At 52.2% G+C, this 17,118-nt stretch carries 12 protein-coding genes; 10 read left to right on the top strand and 2 right to left on the bottom strand.

Features of this window, described 5'->3' with window-relative positions; translation table 11 throughout:
- The first annotated feature begins 152 nt into the window (after positions 1-152).
- Positions 153-929: an enhanced serine sensitivity protein SseB gene (gene sseB, locus C7B16_RS06635; protein WP_105269669.1), complete on the top strand. Its 777-nt coding sequence runs from the start codon at positions 153-155 to the stop codon at positions 927-929.
- Positions 930-960: 31 nt separating this feature from the next.
- On the opposite strand, the gene timP is transcribed toward sseB, so the two are convergent.
- Complete coding sequence (timP, locus tag C7B16_RS25240) at positions 961-1,086, bottom strand: small toxic inner membrane protein TimP (protein WP_242664687.1); 126 nt, start codon at positions 1,084-1,086, stop codon at positions 961-963.
- A gap of 143 nt (positions 1,087-1,229) precedes the next feature.
- Positions 1,230-2,075, bottom strand: coding sequence for a 3-mercaptopyruvate sulfurtransferase (gene sseA, locus C7B16_RS06640; protein ID WP_000108593.1), 846 nt, complete (start codon positions 2,073-2,075; stop codon positions 1,230-1,232).
- 206 nt (positions 2,076-2,281) lie between these two features.
- Here sseA and yfhM point away from each other — a divergent pair, with 206 nt between their 5' ends.
- The 9 genes from yfhM to bamB all read left to right on the top strand — a co-directional run bounded on the left by yfhM (position 2,282) and on the right by bamB (position 17,089).
- Complete coding sequence (gene yfhM / locus C7B16_RS06645; RefSeq protein WP_107179509.1) at positions 2,282-7,240, top strand: alpha2-macroglobulin; 4,959 nt, start codon at positions 2,282-2,284, stop codon at positions 7,238-7,240.
- Entirely contained in the window at positions 7,241-9,553 is a 2,313-nt protein-coding gene (pbpC, locus tag C7B16_RS06650) for a peptidoglycan glycosyltransferase PbpC (RefSeq protein ID WP_107179510.1), read from the top strand. It abuts the gene before it with no gap.
- Positions 9,554-9,701: 148 nt separating this feature from the next.
- Positions 9,702-10,133: a nucleoside-diphosphate kinase gene (gene ndk / locus C7B16_RS06655; RefSeq protein WP_000963841.1), complete on the top strand. Its 432-nt coding sequence runs from the start codon at positions 9,702-9,704 to the stop codon at positions 10,131-10,133.
- A gap of 149 nt (positions 10,134-10,282) precedes the next feature.
- Positions 10,283-11,437 (top strand): bifunctional tRNA (adenosine(37)-C2)-methyltransferase TrmG/ribosomal RNA large subunit methyltransferase RlmN, encoded by a 1,155-nt coding sequence (locus C7B16_RS06660; RefSeq protein WP_000003330.1) that lies wholly within the window; start codon positions 10,283-10,285, stop codon positions 11,435-11,437.
- Between the two features lie 284 nt (positions 11,438-11,721).
- Entirely contained in the window at positions 11,722-12,732 is a 1,011-nt protein-coding gene (rodZ, locus tag C7B16_RS06670; protein ID WP_107179511.1) for a cytoskeleton protein RodZ, read from the top strand.
- 26 nt (positions 12,733-12,758) lie between these two features.
- Complete coding sequence (gene ispG, locus C7B16_RS06675) at positions 12,759-13,877, top strand: flavodoxin-dependent (E)-4-hydroxy-3-methylbut-2-enyl-diphosphate synthase (protein ID WP_016262255.1); 1,119 nt, start codon at positions 12,759-12,761, stop codon at positions 13,875-13,877.
- 110 nt (positions 13,878-13,987) lie between these two features.
- Positions 13,988-15,262: a histidine--tRNA ligase gene (gene hisS, locus C7B16_RS06680; protein WP_107179512.1), complete on the top strand. Its 1,275-nt coding sequence runs from the start codon at positions 13,988-13,990 to the stop codon at positions 15,260-15,262.
- Between the two features lie 17 nt (positions 15,263-15,279).
- Positions 15,280-15,900, top strand: a complete 621-nt coding sequence (gene yfgM / locus C7B16_RS06685; protein WP_000409215.1) for an ancillary SecYEG translocon subunit YfgM — start codon at positions 15,280-15,282, stop codon at positions 15,898-15,900.
- A gap of 10 nt (positions 15,901-15,910) precedes the next feature.
- On the top strand, positions 15,911-17,089 hold the full coding sequence (bamB, locus tag C7B16_RS06690; protein WP_001177078.1) for an outer membrane protein assembly factor BamB: 1,179 nt from the start codon (positions 15,911-15,913) through the stop codon (positions 17,087-17,089).
- The last annotated feature ends 29 nt before the right edge of the window (positions 17,090-17,118 follow it).

Below are 17,118 nucleotides of genomic sequence, written 5' to 3' on the forward strand. Positions count from 1 at the left end.
CAAAGTGCATTTGTTCATGCTGGATGCGGCGTAAACGCCTTATCCAGCCTACAAAGTATTGCAAATTCAACAAATTGCGATTCACTTGTAGGCCTGATAAGCGTAGCGCATCAGGCACTTGCGCCCAGAACGTTGAATGAATTGTGGTTCTTATGTCCGAAACAAAAAATGAACTTGAAGACCTGCTGGAAAAAGCAGCAACCGAACCGGCACACCGTCCAGCCTTTTTCCGTACTCTACTGGAATCCACTGTCTGGGTGCCGGGTACAGCGGCGCAGGGCGAGGCAGTAGCTGAAGATAGTGCACTTGATTTACAGCACTGGGAAAAAGAAGATGGCACCAGCGTCATTCCTTTTTTCACCTCGTTAGAAGCACTTCAACAGGCGGTTGAAGACGAACAGGCATTTGTCGTGATGCCCGTTCGCACGCTGTTTGAGATGACCCTTGGTGAAACGCTCTTCCTTAATGCAAAACTGCCCACCGGCAAAGAGTTTATGCCGCGTGAAATCAGTTTGCTGATCGGTGAAGAGGGAAACCCACTGAGCAGTCAGGAAGTGCTGGAAGGTGGCGAGTCGCTGATATTATCGGAAGTCGCAGAGCCGCCAGCACAAATGATTGATTCGCTCACCACCTTATTTAAAACCATTAAGCCGGTGAAGCGCGCTTTTATTTGTTCAATTAAAGAAAGCGAAGAGGCACAATCTAATTTGCTTATTGGTATTGAAGCAGATGGCGATATCGAAGAAATTATTCAGGCGGCGGGAAGTGTGGCGACCGATACGTTACCGGGCGATGAACCTATCGATATTTGTCAGGTGAAAAAAGGGGAAAAAGGAATTAGCCACTTTATTACCGAACATATTGCGCCATTCTATGAACGTCGCTGGGGTGGATTCCTGCGTGATTTTAAACAGAATCGGATAATATAAAATATGCCGCCCCAAAGGGCGGCATTCGGGCTTACTTGCTGCACTGAAGGTTGTTAGCCACCAGTAAATTATTACCAGAGAAACTCCGGTTATTATTTACCTGGGAAAACAGCGCACCAGAAACAATAAGTACGATACAAAAGCACCGTATCTTCATTGTGCGATCCATGCGAAGACCGCATCACGACAGCACCACTGGCGATATTGCCGCGATAGCAAGCGCTGTGAAGCACCTGCGTTGCTTATGCAACACAAGTCAATCTGCTGGAAAGGCCGCGAACCAGACCAGCAATAAAAAGCTTATATCACTGGCTCGACCGGCAAATCTGCCCGTGCCCCCCATTCACTCCATGCACCGTCGTACAGTTTTATGTTTGGTACATCCAGCGTAGCGAGTGCCAGCAACACGACGGCTGCCGTTACGCCAGAACCGCAACTGACAATAATTGGTTTGTCATAGCTGACGCCGCGTCCAAAAAATATTGTATCCAGTTCATCGGTCGTCTTCAGTTCGCCTTCGCGCACCAACTCCGTCCACGGAACATTCAGCGCGCCGGGAATATGCCCACGACGTAAACCTGGGCGAGGTTCATCAACTTCAGCATTAAAACGCGCTGCCGGTCGGGCATCAATAATTTGCGCCGTTTTTTCATGGCTTGCCAATAACACATCGGTCACTTTCACCACGGCTTCCAGGTTAAACGCGGTGTTAAACTCCCCTTCCGGCAATACCACCGCGCCCTCTTCTAACAGAAGACCATCGCGCTGCCAGCCCGCCAGTCCACCGCCCAGAATCGACACTTTCTCCACGCCAAAAGTGCGCAGCATCCACCATGCGCGCGGTGCAGAGAAAAGGTTACCTTCATCATAGACAATCAGATGTTTGTCCTGATTAACGCCCAGTTCACGCATTGCCACTGCGAATGTTTCCGGGCGTGGCAGCATGTGCGGAAGCGGGGAAGTGTGATCGGAAAGTGCTTCGATATCGAAAAATACTGCGCCGGGGATATGTCCATTGAGATATTCCTGGGCAATGTCACGATCTTCCTGTCCGGGCGGTGCCATACGGGCATCAATAATCTGAATTTCCGGATCATCTATATGTTCAGCGAGCCAGTCGGCTCCTACAAACCATGTCGTGGACATAGGCATCTCCATTTTTGCCGGGGTTAAGCTAAATTGTCGGATGTTTGCCGAAAAGCGACAAGCAAAAGAGACTGATTTGGCTGTCTGAGCCACATTTCTCACTAAAATTCGGATTCTGTAGGCGTGATAGTGAATTACATAACGTCATTTCTCACGCATAATAATTATTCGATGTTGCTAACGGGCCATTGTGGCAGGGATGAGAGATGAAAAAGTTACGCATAGCCGCCTGCATGTTAATGCTGGCGCTGGCAGGGTGCGACAACAACGATAACGCGCCAATAGAGGTGAAAAAAGACGCGTCCTCAGAAGTTGCTAAAGACACATCGTCGGGAAATACGAATTCTGCAAAAACCTCCGCGGTGGAGCGACAAAAACTGGCACAACAGAGTGCCGGTAAAGCACTGACATTGCTGGATCTCTCTGAAGTACAACTCGATGGCGCAGCCACGCTGGTGCTGACTTTCTCCATCCCCCTTGACCCGGATCAGGATTTCTCGCGTGTTATCCATGTCGTCGATAAAAAGAGCGGCAAAGTGGATGGTGCCTGGGAGCTATCAGATAATCTCAAAGAGCTACGCTTGCGCCACCTTGAACCTAAACGTGATTTGATCGTCACTATTGGCAAGGAGGTCAAAGCTCTCAATAACGCAACCTTCAGTAAAGATTACGAAAAAACGATTTCTACCCGCGATATCCAACCCAGCGTCGGTTTTGCCAGCCGTGGTTCGCTGCTGCCCGGGAAAGTCGTTGAAGGGCTGCCGGTAATGGCGCTCAACGTTAACAATGTCGATGTTAACTTCTTCCGTGTGAAGCCTGAATCTCTGCCTGCTTTCATTAGCCAGTGGGAATACCGCAATTCGCTGGCGAACTGGCAATCGGACAAACTATTGCAGATGGCTGATCTGGTCTACACCGGGCGTTTTGATCTCAATCCTGCGCGTAACACCCGTGAAAAATTATTGCTGCCGCTGGGCGATATCAAGCCGCTTCAGCAGGCGGGCGTGTATCTGGCGGTGATGAATCAGGCCGGACGTTACGATTACAGTAATCCGGCTACGTTGTTTACGTTAAGTGATATTGGCGTATCGGCCCACCGTTATCACAATCGTCTGGATATCTTTACCCAAAGCCTGGAAAACGGCGCGGCTCAGCAAGGAATTGAAGTCTCGCTATTAAATGAGGAAGGGCAGACGCTGACTCAGGCGACCAGTGATGCACAGGGCCATGTGCAACTGGAAAATGACAAAAACGCGGCACTGCTGCTGGCGCGTAAAGACGGTCAGACAACGTTGCTTGATTTAAAACTCCCGGCGCTGGACTTAGCGGAATTTAACATTGCAGGCGCGCCAGGCTACAGCAAGCAGTTCTTTATGTTTGGCCCGCGCGATCTTTATCGCCCTGGCGAAACGGTAATTCTCAATGGGTTATTGCGGGATGCGGACGGTAAAATGTTACCGGATCAACCTGTCAAACTGGACGTGATTAAACCCGACGGGCAGGTTCTTAGGAGCGTCGTTAGTCAGCCGCAAAATGGCCTCTATCACTTTACCTGGCCACTCGATAGCAGTGCGCCAACAGGCATGTGGCATATCCGCGCTAACACGGGCGATAACCAGTATCGAATGTGGGATTTCCACGTCGAAGATTTCATGCCTGAGCGTATGGCGCTGAATCTGAGTGGCGAGAAAACGCCGTTAACGCCGAAAGATGAGGTGAAATTCTCTGTGGTGGGTTACTACCTGTACGGAGCGCCTGCTAACGGTAATACCTTGCAGGGGCAGCTTTTCCTGCGGCCACTGCGTGAAGCGGTTGCTGCATTACCCGGTTTCGAATTTGGTGATATTGCTGCCGAAAACCTTTCCCGATCATTGGATGAAGTCCAGTTGACGCTGGATGATAAAGGGCGCGGCGAAGTTTCTACAGAAAGTCAGTGGAAAGAAACACATTCTCCATTGCAGGTTATTTTCCAGGGGAGTTTACTGGAATCCGGCGGCCGCCCGGTGACGCGCCGTGTTGAACAGGCTATCTGGCCTGCGGATGCGTTGCCAGGGATCCGCCCGCAGTTCTCGTCAAAATCGGTTTACGATTACCGCACTGACAGCACGGTAAAACAGCCCATTGTTGATGAAGACAGTAACGCTGCTTTTGATATCGTTTATAGCGATGCACAGGGCGTGAAAAAAGCCGTGTCGGGCTTGCAGGTGAGACTGATTCGTGAACGTCGTGATTACTACTGGAACTGGTCGGAAGATGAAGGCTGGCGGTCGCAGTTTGATCAAAAAGATCTGATCGAAAATGAGCAAACACTGGATCTGCAAGCGGGTGAAACCGGCAAAGTGAGTTTCCCGGTAGAGTGGGGCGCTTATCGTCTGGAAGTCAAAGCGCCGAATGAAGCGGTCAGTAGCGTGCGTTTTTGGGCCGGATATAGCTGGCAGGATAATAGCGACGGTAGCGGTGCGGTACGACCAGACCGTGTCACGATGAAACTGGATAAAGCCAGTTATCGACCTGGCGATACGATCAAGTTGCATATTGCTGCGCCAACGGCGGGTAAAGGCTACGCGATGGTCGAGTCCAGTGAAGGGCCGCTGTGGTGGCAAGAGATTGATGTCCCGGCACAAGGGCTGGATTTGATGATTCCGGTCGATAAAACCTGGAATCGACATGACCTCTATTTAAGTACGCTGGTGGTTCGTCCGGGAGATAAATCTCGTTCCGCGACGCCAAAACGTGCGGTTGGCGTGTTGCATTTGCCGCTTGGCGATGAAAACCGTCGCCTCGATCTGGCGTTGGAAACACCAACAAAAATGCGCCCCAATCAGCCATTAACCGTGAAAATCAAAGCCAGCAATAAAAATGGTGAGATGCCAAAACAGGTGAATGTGCTGGTGTCGGCCGTTGATAGTGGTGTGCTGAATATCACTGATTACGTTACACCAGATCCGTGGCAGGCATTCTTTGGTCAGAAACGTTATGGTGCTGATATTTACGATATTTACGGTCAGGTTATTGAAGGTCAGGGACGTCTGGCAGCGCTGCGCTTTGGTGGCGATGGCGATGAGCTGAAACGCGGGGGTAAACCGCCCGTGAACCACGTCAATATTGTTGCGCAACAGGCACAGCCGGTAACGCTCAACGAACAGGGGGAAGGCACGGTTACGCTACCCATTGGCGATTTTAATGGTGAGCTACGAGTCATGGCGCAGGCCTGGACAGCGGATGACTTCGGCAGCAGCGAAAGTAAAGTGGTTGTTGCCGCACCGGTGATAGCGGAACTGAATATGCCACGCTTTATGGCCAGCGGCGATACCTCGCGTCTGACGCTGGATATCACTAATCTTACCGATAAACCGCAAAAACTGAACGTTGCTCTGACCGCCAGCGGTTTACTTGAACTGGTGAGTAACTCGCCCGCAGGCGTTGAATTAGCGCCAGGCGTGCGAACTACGCTGTTTATCCCGGTACGCGCACTGACGGGCTATGGCGATGGCGAAATTCGGGCCACCATTAGCGGGTTAGTGTTACCGGGGGAAACCGTTGCCGATCAGCATAAGCAGTGGAAAATTGGCGTCCGTCCGGCATTCCCGGCACAAACGGTCAATTATGGTACGGCGTTGCAGCCTGGTGAAACATGGGCGATGCCAACTGATGGATTGCAAAACTTCTTGCCTGTTACGCTGGAAGGACAGTTGTTGTTGAGCGGCAAACCACCGCTGAACATTGCTCGTTATATTAAAGAGTTAAAAGCGTATCCTTACGGATGTCTGGAGCAAACCACCAGCGGCCTGTTCCCGTCACTTTATACCAACGCCGCCCAGCTACAGGCATTGGGTATCAAAGGCGACGGTGATGATAAACGCCGTGCGGCAGTCGATATTGGCATTTCGCGTTTGCTGCAAATGCAACGTGATAACGGCGGCTTTGCGCTGTGGGATAAAAACGGTGACGAAGAGTACTGGCTGACTGCCTACGTGATGGATTTTCTGGTTCGCGCAGGTGAGCAGGGTTACAGCGTGCCGACAGAAGTCATTAACCGGGGAAATGAGCGTCTGCTGCGCTATTTACAAGATCCGGGCATGATGTCGATTCCGTATGCGGATAACCTCAAAGCCAGCAAGTTTGCCATACAGTCTTATGCTGCGCTGGTACTGGCACGGCAGCAAAAAGCACCGCTGGGTGCACTGCGTGAAATCTGGGAGCGTCGTGCAGATGCTGCTTCGGGTTTGCCACTGTTGCAACTTGGCGTTGCGCTGAAAACGATGGGCGATGCGATGCGTGGTGAAGAAGCGATTGCACTGGCGCTGAAAACGCCGCGCAATGATGAGCGGAAATGGCTGGGCGATTACGGTAGCCCACTGCGCGACAACGCGTTGATGCTCTCCTTGCTGGAAGAGAACAAACTATTGCCAGATGATCAGAACACCTTATTGAACACGCTTTCGCAGCAGGCGTTTGGTGAACGTTGGCTATCAACTCAGGAAAGTAACGCGTTGTTCCTGGCTGCCCGTGCGATTCAGGATTTACCGGGCAAATGGCAGGCGCAAACGTCTTTCTCTGCCGCACCTCTGACAGGCGAGAAAGCGCAAAACAGCAATCTGAATAGCGATCAACTTGCAACTTTGCAGGTAACCAACAGTGGCGACCAACCGCTATGGCTGCGTGTGGATGCCAGCGGTTATCCGCAGTCTGCACCGCTTCCAGCGAATAATGTTCTGCAAATTGAGCGCCATATATTAGGTACTGATGGTAAGAGCAAGTCTCTGGACTCGTTGCGTAGTGGCGATCTGGTGCTGGTCTGGTTGCAGGTAAAAGCCAGTAACAGCGTGCCGGATGCGCTGGTGGTTGATTTGTTGCCAGCGGGTCTGGAACTGGAAAACCAGAACCTGGCGAACGGCAGCGCCAGTCTGGAACAAAGTGGTGGCGAAGTGCAAAACTTGCTCAATCAAATGCAGCAAGCGAGCATTAAGCACATTGAGTTCCGTGACGATCGCTTTGTGGCCGCGGTTGCCGTTGATGAATATCAACCGGTAACGCTGGTATATCTGGCGCGGGCGGTAACGCCGGGAACGTATCAGATGCCGCAGCCGATGGTGGAATCGATGTATGTTCCCCAATGGCGGGCGACGGGTGCGACTGAAGATTTGCTGATTGTCAGACCGTAAATGCCTCGTCTGTTAACAAAACGCGGCTGCTGGATAACGCTGGCAGCCGCGCCTTTTATCATCATTCTGGCGGCGTGGGGAGCAGATAAACTCTGGCCTCTGCCGCTACATGAAGTCAATCCCGCACGCGTGGTTGTGGCGCAGGACGGTACGCCACTGTGGCGCTTTGCTGATGCAGATGGTATCTGGCGTTATCCGGTAGCAATCGAAGATGTTTCTCCACGTTATATTGAAGCACTGATTAATTACGAAGATCGCTGGTTCTGGAAGCATCCTGGCGTAAACCCGTTCTCGGTGGCGCGCGCAGCCTGGCAGGATCTGACTTCTGGTCGGGTTATCTCTGGCGGTAGCACGCTCACCATGCAAGTGGCGCGTCTGCTTGATCCTCACCCCAAAACGTTTGGCGGCAAGATTCGTCAGCTCTGGCGCGCGTTTCAACTGGAGTGGCATCTGTCTAAACGTGAAATTCTGACTTTGTATCTTAATCGCGCCCCGTTTGGCGGTACGTTGCAGGGAGTTGGGGCAGCAAGTTGGGCTTATCTTGGGAAATCGCCTGCAAATTTAAGCTATTCCGAGGCAGCAATGCTGGCGGTATTACCGCAAGCACCCAGTCGGCTGCGCCCGGATCGCTGGCCGGAGCGTGCCGAGGCTGCGCGTAATAAAGTGCTCAAACGGATGGCAGTGCAAGGTGTATGGTTCCGTGAGCAGGTAAAAGAGTCAATCGAAGAACCTGTCTGGCTGGCACCCAGACAGATGCCAAAACTGGCACCGCTGTTTTCGCGGATGATGCTCGGTAAAAGTAAAAGCGACAAAATCGTTACTACACTGGATGCAGGCCTTCAGCGGCGTCTGGAAGAACTGGCGCTAAACTGGAAAGGACGATTGCCGCCGCGCAGTTCACTGGCGATGATCGTGGTTGATCATACTGATATGCGTGTTCGCGGCTGGGTAGGATCGGTTGATCTCAATGATGATTCACGCTTTGGTCATGTCGATATGGTTAATGCGATCCGATCGCCGGGATCGGTGCTTAAACCGTTTGTCTATGGTCTGGCGCTGGATGAGGGATTGATCCATCCGGCATCGTTGTTGCAGGACGTCCCCCGACGCACCGGCGATTATCGACCAGGTAACTTTGATAGCGGATTTCATGGCCCGATCAGCATGAGCGAGGCGCTGGTGCGCTCGCTGAACTTACCCGCCGTGCAGGTGCTGGAAGCCTATGGTCCGAAACGGTTTGCGGCAAAGCTGCGTAACATCGGGTTACCGCTGTTTCTGCCCAACGGTGCTGAGCCGAATCTGTCGCTCATTCTCGGCGGCGCAGGTGCAAAACTGGAAGATATGGCAGCAGCGTATACCGCTTTTGCTCGCCGCGGTAAGGCAGGTAAATTGCGCTTACAGCCTGACGACCCCCTGCTTGAACGCCCCTTAATGTCGCCGGGGGCTGCGTGGATCATCCGCCGGATCATGGCTGATGAAGCGCAACCCTTGCCGGATGGCGCTTTGCCGCGCATCGTACCACTGGCATGGAAAACTGGCACCAGTTATGGCTATCGAGATGCATGGGCGATAGGTATAAATGCTCGCTATATCATCGGTATCTGGACCGGCAGGCCGGACGGTACGCCTGTTGTTGGTCAGTTTGGCTTTGCCAGCGCCGTACCGCTGTTGAATCAGGTCAATAATATCTTACTGTCGCGCAGTGCAAATCTGCCAGAAGACCCACGTCCGAACTCTGTAAGCCGTGGTGTTATCTGCTGGCCGGGCGGGCAGTCTTTGCCGGAAGGTGACAGTAACTGTCGGCGTCGCCTGGCAACCTGGTTACTGGATGGAAGCCAGCCGCCAACTCTGTTACTGCCGGAGCAGGAAGGGATTAATGGCATACGTTTCCCTATCTGGCTGGATGAAAATGGCAAACGAGTCGCTGCCGATTGTCCACAGGCGCGACAAGAAATGATAAATGTCTGGCCGCTACCGCTGGAACCCTGGCTGCCTGCTCCGGAACGCCGGGCTGTGCGTTTGCCTCCGGCATCGACAATGTGCCCGCCATACGGTCGCGATGCCCAACTCCCGTTGCAACTAACAGGAGTACGTGATGGCACCATTATTAAGCGATTACCTGGCGCTGCTGATGCTTCTTTGCCTGTGCAAACCAGTGGTGGCGCAGGTGAACGCTGGTGGTTTCTTAATGGTGAGCCGTTAACTGAACGTGGGCGTAACGTTACGCTGCGTTTGAGTGAAAAAGGCGATTATCAATTACTGGTGATGGATGAAATGGGGCAAGTAGCGACGGTGAGATTTTCCATGCAGTAGTTTGTTTCACGACGGTTTGTTGCTTAAGCTCGGTTTATTTTAAAAAAATGTTACCTTCATCAATAGTCAACGGCCTTGTTGCTCATTATAATCCGCGCCATCTCGTACGCTGGTACAGACAACAACAGAACAATTTACAGAGGTAAAAATGGCTATTGAACGTACTTTTTCCATCATCAAACCGAACGCGGTAGCAAAAAACGTCATTGGTAGTATCTTTGCGCGCTTCGAAGCTGCAGGGTTCAAAATTGTCGGCACTAAAATGCTGCACCTGACCGTTGAACAGGCTCGTGGTTTTTATGCTGAACACGATGGAAAACCGTTCTTTGATGGTCTGGTTGAGTTCATGACCTCTGGCCCGATCGTGGTTTCTGTGCTGGAAGGCGAAAATGCGGTTCAGCGTCACCGCGATCTGCTCGGCGCAACCAACCCGGCAAATGCGCTGGCGGGTACTCTGCGTGCTGATTACGCTGACAGCCTGACTGAAAACGGCACCCACGGTTCTGATTCCGTAGAATCTGCCGCTCGCGAAATCGCTTATTTCTTCGGTGAAGGCGAAGTGTGTCCGCGCACGCGTTAATAATTTCGTAAATGCCGCGAGCAAACGTGGCATCCGTGCGCCAGAATTTGTACAATGCAGCGCCCCCGGACGAGCAGCCGCTCACCGGGGCGTTTCTTTTTTCAACCCTCCAGGGGCCATAACGTGTAATAACGAGGCCGGAATAGCATATGTCTGAACAATTAGTCACACCTGAAAACGTCACCACGAAAGATGGGAAAATCAACCTGCTGGATCTCAACCGTCAGCAGATGCGGGAGTTTTTTAAAGAGTTAGGTGAAAAACCCTTCCGCGCCGATCAGGTGATGAAGTGGATGTATCATTATTGCTGCGACAACTTTGATGAGATGACCGACATCAACAAAGTGTTGCGCGGCAAGCTGAAAGAGGTGGCGGAAATCCGCGCACCGGAAGTGGTTGAAGAACAGCGCTCATCTGACGGCACCATTAAATGGGCGATTGCCGTGGGCGATCAGCGCGTCGAAACGGTGTATATCCCGGAAGATGACCGAGCCACACTTTGTGTCTCTTCGCAGGTAGGGTGTGCGCTGGAGTGTAAATTCTGTTCCACCGCCCAGCAGGGCTTTAACCGTAACCTGCGGGTGTCGGAAATTATCGGCCAGGTGTGGCGGGCGGCGAAAATCGTCGGCGCAGCAAAAATCACCGGTCAGCGCCCAATCACTAACGTTGTTATGATGGGCATGGGCGAGCCGCTGCTTAACCTGAACAATGTGGTTCCGGCGATGGAAATCATGCTCGATGACTTTGGCTTTGGCCTGTCTAAACGCCGCGTGACGCTCTCTACTTCGGGCGTGGTTCCGGCGCTGGATAAACTGGGCGATATGATTGACGTTGCACTGGCAATCTCTCTGCATGCACCAAATGATGAAATTCGTGACGAAATTGTACCGATCAATAAAAAGTACAATATCGAAACTTTCCTTGCTGCGGTGCGCCGTTATCTGGAGAAATCCAACGCTAACCAGGGCCGTGTTACTATCGAGTACGTGATGCTCGACCACGTTAATGACGGTACTGAACACGCGCACCAACTGGCGGAGCTGCTGAAAGATACGCCGTGTAAGATCAACCTGATTCCGTGGAACCCGTTCCCGGGTGCGCCGTATGGTCGTAGCTCGAACAGCCGTATCGATCGCTTCTCAAAAGTACTGATGAGCTACGGTTTCACCACCATTGTGCGTAAAACCCGTGGTGATGATATCGACGCCGCTTGTGGCCAGTTAGCGGGAGATGTCATCGACCGTACTAAACGTACTCTGCGTAAACGGATGCAGGGTGAAACCATCGACATTAAAACGGTCTGATAGCCATTACGCCACGGTTACTTTATGTACCGTGGCGTAATGTTTTATGAATGTCGCATTAAGTTGCAATTGTCTGATCAATATTAACGGTGCGTTTTTGCTGACTTTAAGGCAGTATGTAACGATGCAACAGTAAGTTAGCTTTGATTCACGTGGGCTTTGTCACGAGCACACAGACAGTCTTATACTGTATGATAAAGGTTAACCTTACAGATGTTTCGCGGTGTGGGTGGGCGTGATGGTTCACCGGCATCCCAATTCTCATTTAAACGTACCTGCAGCGAATGAATACTGAAGCCACGCACGATCAAAATGAAGCACTTACCACCGGCGCTCGCTTGCGTAATGCCCGTGAACAAATTGGACTTAGCCAGCAAGCCGTTGCCGAACGACTTTGTTTGAAGGTTTCCACGGTACGCGACATTGAAGAAGATAAGGCACCAGCCGATCTTGCTTCAACATTCTTGCGCGGGTATATCCGCTCTTATGCGCGTCTGGTCCATATTCCAGAAGAAGAACTGCTGCCAGGGCTGGAAAAGCAGGCACCTCTGCGGGCCGCAAAAGTTGCGCCGATGCAGAGTTTCTCCCTCGGGAAGCGACGTAAAAAACGCGATGGCTGGTTGATGACCTTTACCTGGCTGGTTCTGTTTGTAGTGATTGGCCTGAGTGGTGCCTGGTGGTGGCAGGATCACAAAGCCCAGCAGGAAGAGATCACCACGATGGCTGATCAATCTACCGCGGAATTGAATAATAACCAGAGCCAGAGTGTACCGTTAGATACGGCTACTGATCAGAACAGTACCACTACGTCGCCATCGGCGGCGGAGACCACCGTTACGAACACGCAAGCGCCAGCCGTGACGACGCCAGTTCCTGCTGTAGATCCACAGCAGAACGCGGTTGTTCCTCCTTCGCAGGCGAATGTTGATACTGCGGCCACTACTACACCGGCGGCTCCGGTTGCAACAACGACGCCAGATGCCGCAGCATCATTGCCAACCGATCAGGCTGCTGTAACAACGCCAGCGGCTGATCCTAATGCACTGGTCATGAACTTTACCGCCGATTGCTGGCTGGAAGTTACCGATGCTACCGGTAAAAAACTGTTCAGCGGGATGCAACGTAAAGGCGGTAATTTGAATTTAGCCGGTCAGGCACCGTATAAACTGAAAATTGGTGCGCCAGCCGCAGTGCAGATCCAGTATCAAGGGAAACCTGTCGATCTGAGTCGTTTTATCAGAACTAACCAGGTTGCGCGTCTGACCCTAAATGCCGAACAATCACCGGCGCAGTAACAGACGGGTAACGCGGGAGATTTTTCATGCATAACCAGGCTCCAATTCAACGTAGAAAATCAACACGTATTTACGTTGGGAATGTGCCGATTGGCGATGGTGCTCCCATCGCCGTACAGTCCATGACTAATACGCGCACGACGGATGTCGAAGCGACGGTCAATCAAATCAAGGCGCTGGAACGTGTCGGTGCCGATATCGTTCGCGTCTCTGTACCGACGATGGACGCTGCAGAAGCGTTCAAACTTATCAAGCAGCAGGTTAATGTGCCGCTGGTGGCCGACATCCACTTCGACTATCGCATTGCGCTGAAAGTGGCGGAATATGGCGTTGATTGCTTGCGCATTAACCCTGGTAATATCGGCAATGAAGAGCGTATTCGCATGGTGGTTGACTGCGCGCGCGATAAAAACATTCCGATTCGTATTGGCGTTAACGCCGGATCGTTGGAAAAAGATCTGCAAGAAAAATATGGCGAACCGACGCCGCATGCGCTGCTGGAATCCGCTATGCGTCATGTTGATCATCTCGATCGCCTGAACTTTGATCAGTTCAAAGTCAGCGTGAAAGCGTCTGACGTCTTCCTGGCCGTGGAGTCTTACCGTCTGTTGGCAAAACAGATCGATCAGCCGTTGCATCTGGGTATTACCGAAGCCGGTGGCGCACGTAGCGGGGCAGTGAAATCCGCTATTGGTTTAGGTCTGCTGTTGTCGGAAGGCATTGGCGATACGCTGCGCGTATCACTGGCGGCAGATCCGGTTGAAGAGATCAAAGTCGGTTTTGATATTTTGAAATCGCTGCGGATCCGTTCGCGCGGGATCAACTTCATTGCCTGTCCGACCTGTTCTCGTCAGGAATTCGACGTTATTGGTACGGTCAACGCGCTGGAGCAGCGTCTGGAAGATATCATCACCCCGATGGACGTTTCTATCATCGGCTGTGTGGTGAACGGTCCTGGCGAGGCGTTGGTTTCCACGCTTGGCGTCACGGGCGGCAACAAGAAAAGCGGCCTCTATGAAGATGGCGTGCGCAAAGACCGTCTGGACAACAACGACATGATCGACCAGTTGGAAGCACGCATTCGTGCAAAAGCCAGCCAACTGGACGAAGCGCGTCGAATTGACGTTCAGCAGGTTGAAAAATAATAACGTGATGGGAAGCGTCTCGCTTCCCGTGTATGATTGAACCCGCATGGCTCCCGAAATATTGAGGGAAGCGTTGAGGGTTCATTTTTATATTCAGAAAGAGAATAAACGTGGCAAAAAACATTCAAGCCATTCGCGGCATGAACGATTACCTGCCTGGCGAAACGGCCATCTGGCAGCGCATTGAAGGCACACTGAAAAACGTGCTCGGCAGCTACGGTTACAGTGAAATCCGCTTGCCGATTGTAGAGCAGACCCCGCTATTCAAACGTGCGATTGGTGAAGTCACCGACGTGGTTGAAAAAGAGATGTACACCTTTGAGGATCGCAATGGCGACAGCCTGACTTTGCGCCCTGAAGGGACGGCGGGCTGTGTACGCGCCGGCATCGAGCATGGTCTTCTGTACAATCAGGAACAGCGTCTGTGGTATATCGGGCCAATGTTCCGTCACGAGCGTCCGCAAAAAGGGCGTTATCGTCAGTTCCATCAGTTGGGCTGCGAAGTCTTCGGTCTGCAAGGCCCGGATATCGACGCCGAACTGATTATGCTCACCGCCCGCTGGTGGCGCGCGCTGGGTATCTCTGAACACGTTACCCTCGAGCTGAACTCAATTGGTTCGCTGGAAGCGCGTGCCAATTACCGCGATGCGCTGGTTGCTTTCCTCGAACAGCATAAAGAAAAGCTGGACGAAGACTGCAAACGCCGCATGTATACCAACCCGCTGCGCGTGCTGGACTCCAAGAATCCGGAAGTGCAGGCGCTACTTAACGATGCTCCGGCGTTGGGCGATTATCTGGACGAAGAGTCTCGCGAGCACTTTGCTGGTCTTTGCAAACTGCTGGAGAGTGCAGGTATCGCCTACACCGTAAATCAGCGTCTGGTTCGTGGTCTGGATTACTACAACCGTACCGTTTTCGAGTGGGTGACTAACAGTCTTGGTTCTCAGGGCACAGTGTGCGCAGGCGGTCGTTATGACGGTCTGGTGGAACAACTGGGCGGACGCGCAACACCGGCAGTGGGTTTTGCAATGGGCCTCGAACGTCTTGTGTTGTTAGTTCAGGCAGTTAATCCGGAATTTAAAGCCGATCCTGTTGTCGATATATACCTGGTGGCCTCAGGTGCTGATATTCAATCTGCGGCTATGGCATTAGCTGAGCGTCTGCGTGATGAATTACCTGGCGTGAAATTGATGACCAACCACGGCGGCGGCAACTTTAAGAAACAGTTTGCCCGTGCTGATAAATGGGGCGCATGTGTTGCTGTGGTGCTGGGTGAGTCCGAAGTGGCCAACGGCACGGCAGTGGTGAAGGATTTGCGCTCTGGTGAGCAAACGGCAGTTGCGCAGGATAGCGTGGCCGCGCATTTGCGCACGTTACTGGGTTAAGGAAGGAGAAGGACAGCGTGGAAATTTACGAGAACGAAAACGACCAGGTTGAAGCAGTTAAACGCTTTTTTGCTGAAAATGGCAAAGCACTGGCTGTTGGGGTGATTTTAGGTGTTGGCGCACTGATTGGCTGGCGCTACTGGAACAGCCATCAGGTTGAGTCCTCACGATCCACTTCTCTTGCTTATCAAAATGCGGTTACCGCAGTGAGCGAAGGCAAACCGGACAGCATCCCGGCGGCGGAAAAATTCGCTGCTGAAAATAAAAATACTTATGGCGCGCTGGCTTCTTTGGAACTTGCGCAGCAATTTGTTGACAAAAATGAACTAGAGAAAGCTGCCACCCAATTACAACAAGGGTTGGCGGACACGAGCGATGAAAATCTCAAAGCCGTGATAAATCTGCGTCTTGCCCGAGTTCAGGTGCAGCTCAAGCAGGCTGATGCCGCGCTGAAAACCCTCGATACCATTAAAGGTGAAGGTTGGGCTGCTATTGTTGCTGACCTGCGTGGTGAAGCATTGCTGAGCAAAGGTGATAAGCAAGGTGCGCGTAGTGCGTGGGAAACAGGCGTGAAAAGCGATGTTACCCCGGCACTGAGTGAAATGATGCAGATGAAAATTAATAATTTGTCCATCTGAGAGGGACCCGATGCAATTGCGTAAATTACTGCTGCCAGGAATGCTTTCCGTTACCCTTTTAAGCGGCTGTTCGCTGTTTAACAGTGAAGAAGATGTGGTGAAGATGTCCCCATTACCGACCGTTGAAAACCAGTTTACGCCGACCACGGCGTGGAGCACTTCCGTTGGTAGCGGCATTGGTAACTTCTACTCTAATCTTCATCCGGCATTGGCGGATAACGTTGTCTATGCTGCCGATCGCGCTGGTTTGGTTAAAGCGATGAATGCGGATGACGGCAAAGAAATCTGGTCTGTCAGTCTGGCCGAGAAAGATGGCTGGTTATCTAAAGAGCCTGCGTTACTTTCCGGCGGCGTGACCGTCGCGGGTGGTCATGTCTATATTGGCAGCGAAAAAGCGCAGGTTTACGCGCTGAACACCAGCGATGGTACTGTTGCATGGCAAACCAAAGTAGCGGGTGAAGCACTTTCTCGTCCGGTAGTCAGTGACGGTCTGGTTTTGATTCACACCAGCAACGGTCAGTTGCAGGCGTTGAACGAAGCTGACGGCGCTGTTAAATGGACAGTTAACCTCGATATGCCTTCGCTCTCTCTGCGTGGCGAGTCTGCGCCAGCAACTGCATTTGGTGCGGCAGTGGTCGGTGGTGATAATGGTCGCGTCAGTGCTGTGTTGATGCAGCAGGGACAGATGATTTGGCAGCAGCGTATCTCCCAGGCGACCGGTTCTACCGAAATCGACCGTTTGAGCGATGTTGATACTACGCCGGTTGTGGTGAACGGTGTTGTTTTCGCGCTGGCCTATAATGGTAACCTGACGGCGCTTGATTTGCGCAGTGGTCAGATTATGTGGAAACGCGAGTTGGGTTCGGTGAATGATTTCATCGTCGACGGCAACCGCATCTATCTGGTCGATCAAAATGACCGGGTGATGGCGCTGACCATCGACGGTGGCGTTACACTGTGGACTCAAAGCGATCTGCTGCATCGCCTGCTGACGTCCCCGGTGCTGTATAATGGCAATCTGGTGGTGGGTGACAGCGAAGGTTATCTGCACTGGATTAACGTTGAAGATGGCCGTTTCGTTGCCCAGCAAAAAGTTGATAGCTCCGGTTTCCAGACTGACCCGGTTGCCGCTGATGGCAAACTGCTGATCCAGGCAAAAGACGGGACCGTGTATTCCATTACACGTTAATCGTCTCTGTCGTTCACTTTGAAAACGGC

This window comes from Escherichia sp. 20412-1, assembly GCF_003027595.1.
Classification (GTDB): Bacteria; Pseudomonadota; Gammaproteobacteria; order Enterobacterales; family Enterobacteriaceae; genus Escherichia; species Escherichia marmotae.

Coding starts and splice junctions, on each gene's coding strand:
- sseB (WP_105269669.1), top strand. CDS start 153: ATGTCCGAAACAAAAAATGAACTTGAAGACCTGCTGGAAAAAGCAGCA.
- timP (WP_242664687.1), bottom strand. CDS start 1,086: ATGAAGATACGGTGCTTTTGTATCGTACTTATTGTTTCTGGTGCGCTG.
- sseA (WP_000108593.1), bottom strand. CDS start 2,075: ATGTCCACGACATGGTTTGTAGGAGCCGACTGGCTCGCTGAACATATA.
- yfhM (WP_107179509.1), top strand. CDS start 2,282: ATGAAAAAGTTACGCATAGCCGCCTGCATGTTAATGCTGGCGCTGGCA.
- pbpC (WP_107179510.1), top strand. CDS start 7,241: ATGCCTCGTCTGTTAACAAAACGCGGCTGCTGGATAACGCTGGCAGCC.
- ndk (WP_000963841.1), top strand. CDS start 9,702: ATGGCTATTGAACGTACTTTTTCCATCATCAAACCGAACGCGGTAGCA.
- C7B16_RS06660 (WP_000003330.1), top strand. CDS start 10,283: ATGTCTGAACAATTAGTCACACCTGAAAACGTCACCACGAAAGATGGG.
- rodZ (WP_107179511.1), top strand. CDS start 11,722: ATGAATACTGAAGCCACGCACGATCAAAATGAAGCACTTACCACCGGC.
- ispG (WP_016262255.1), top strand. CDS start 12,759: ATGCATAACCAGGCTCCAATTCAACGTAGAAAATCAACACGTATTTAC.
- bamB (WP_001177078.1), top strand. CDS start 15,911: ATGCAATTGCGTAAATTACTGCTGCCAGGAATGCTTTCCGTTACCCTT.